This window comes from Roseburia inulinivorans DSM 16841, assembly GCF_000174195.1.
GTDB classification, from domain to species: Bacteria; Bacillota; Clostridia; order Lachnospirales; family Lachnospiraceae; genus Roseburia; species Roseburia inulinivorans.
On record NZ_ACFY01000150.1, the window covers coordinates 1 to 1,793 of the forward strand.

General features: G+C 51.4%; 1 rRNA gene. It reads right to left on the reverse strand.

Annotation, left to right across the window (positions count from 1 at the left end):
• Positions 1 to 1,739, reverse strand: a 23S ribosomal RNA gene (locus tag ROSEINA2194_RS15485); the annotation flags it as partial.
• Positions 1,740 to 1,793: the final 54 nt, after the last annotated feature.

The window sequence follows — 1,793 nt, forward strand, 5'->3', positions numbered from 1 at the left end:
TGGGCACCCCTTCTCCCGAAGTTACGGGGTCATTTTGCCGAGTTCCTTAACAATACTTCTTCCGCCGGCCTTAGGATTCTCTCCTCATCCACCTGTGTCGGTTTACGGTACGGGCACATATAAAAGCTATAGCGGCTTTTCTCGGCACAGGGCTCACATGCTTCGCTACTTTCATTTCGCTCCGCGTCACGCTTTCGGCTCATGCAGCGGATTTGCCGGCTGCACACCTCCTTCGCTTGCACCGGTATTTCCATTCCCGGCCCATGCTCTCCCCATGCGTCCCCACAGTTCTGTTTATATGCGGTACAGGAATCTAAACCTGTTGTCCATCGGCTACGTCTCTTGACCTCGCCTTAGGCCCCGACTTACCCAGAGCAGATCAGCTTTACTCTGGAAACCTTGGATATTCGGCCGAGAGGATTCCCACCTCTCTCTCGCTACTCATTCCGGCATTCTCTCTTCTTATCCCTCCACTGCTCCTTCCGGTACAGCTTCGTCGGTATTAAGAATGCTCCTCTACCAATTGCATTCGCAATTCCGCAGCTTCGGTGTTGTGTTTCAGCCCCGGACATTTTCGGCGCAGGACCTCTCGACTAGTGAGCTGTTACGCACTCTTTGAATGTGTGGCTGCTTCTGAGCCAACATCCTAGTTGTCTTGGAGATCCCACATCCTTTTCCACTTAACACACACTTTGGGACCTTGGCTGGCGGTCTGGGCTCTTTCCCTTTTGACTGCCCAACTTATCTCGTGCAGTCTGACTCCCGTTCATCATCTACATGGCATTCGGAGTTTGATATTCTTTGGTAAGCTTTGACGCCCCCGCGGAAATTCAGTGCTCTACCTCCATAAGACTAAAACGAGGCTAGCCCTAAAGCTATTTCGAGGAGAACCAGCTATCTCCGGGTTCGATTGGAATTTCTCCCCTACCCACACCTCATCGCCACCCTTTTCAACGGATGTGCGTTCGGTCCTCCATTGCCTTTTACGGCAACTTCAACCTGGACATGGGTAGATCACCCGGTTTCGGGTCTGCGGATACTGACTATATGCGCCCTCTTCAGACTTGGTTTCCCTTCGGCTCCACACCTTAAGTGCTTAACCTTGCCGGCATCCGCAACTCGCCGGACCGTTCTACAAAAAGTACGCGGTTCATCATGTAAAGATGTCCCACAGCTTGTAAACACAGGGTTTCAGGTTCTCTTTCACTCCCCTCCCGGGGTCCTTTTCACCTTTCCTTCACAGTACTATGCGCTATCGGTCACTAAGGAGTATTTAGGCTTACGGGGTGGTCCCCGCTCATTCCATCAAGGTTTCTCGTGTCTCGATGTACTCTGGATACCGCTCAGCTGGCTTTCCTTTCGCTTACGGGGCTTTCACCCTCTCCGGCAGGCTTTCCCAAAACCTTTCTGCTAGGATCATCAGATCTTAAATGCGGTCCGAACCCCGGAGTGCACGCACTCCGGTTTGGCCTCTTTCCATTTCGCTCGCCGCTACTTTGGAAATCGATAAATTTTCTTTCTCTTCCTCGCCCTACTTAGATGTTTCAGTTCAGGCGGTTCCCCTCCATACGTTATGGATTGGCGTATGGATGCATGAGGTGTGCTCATGCGGGTTTCCCCATTCAGACATCTGCGGATCAGTGGATATTTGCTCCTCCCCGCAGCTTTTCGCAGCTTATCACGTCTTTCTTCGGCTCTTAGTGCCAAGGCATCCACCCTGCGCTCTTTTTTGCTTGACCTCTCTTTTACCATTTCAATAGCGTTTGAAATGGGGTCTGCTTTTTAAAAAGCTT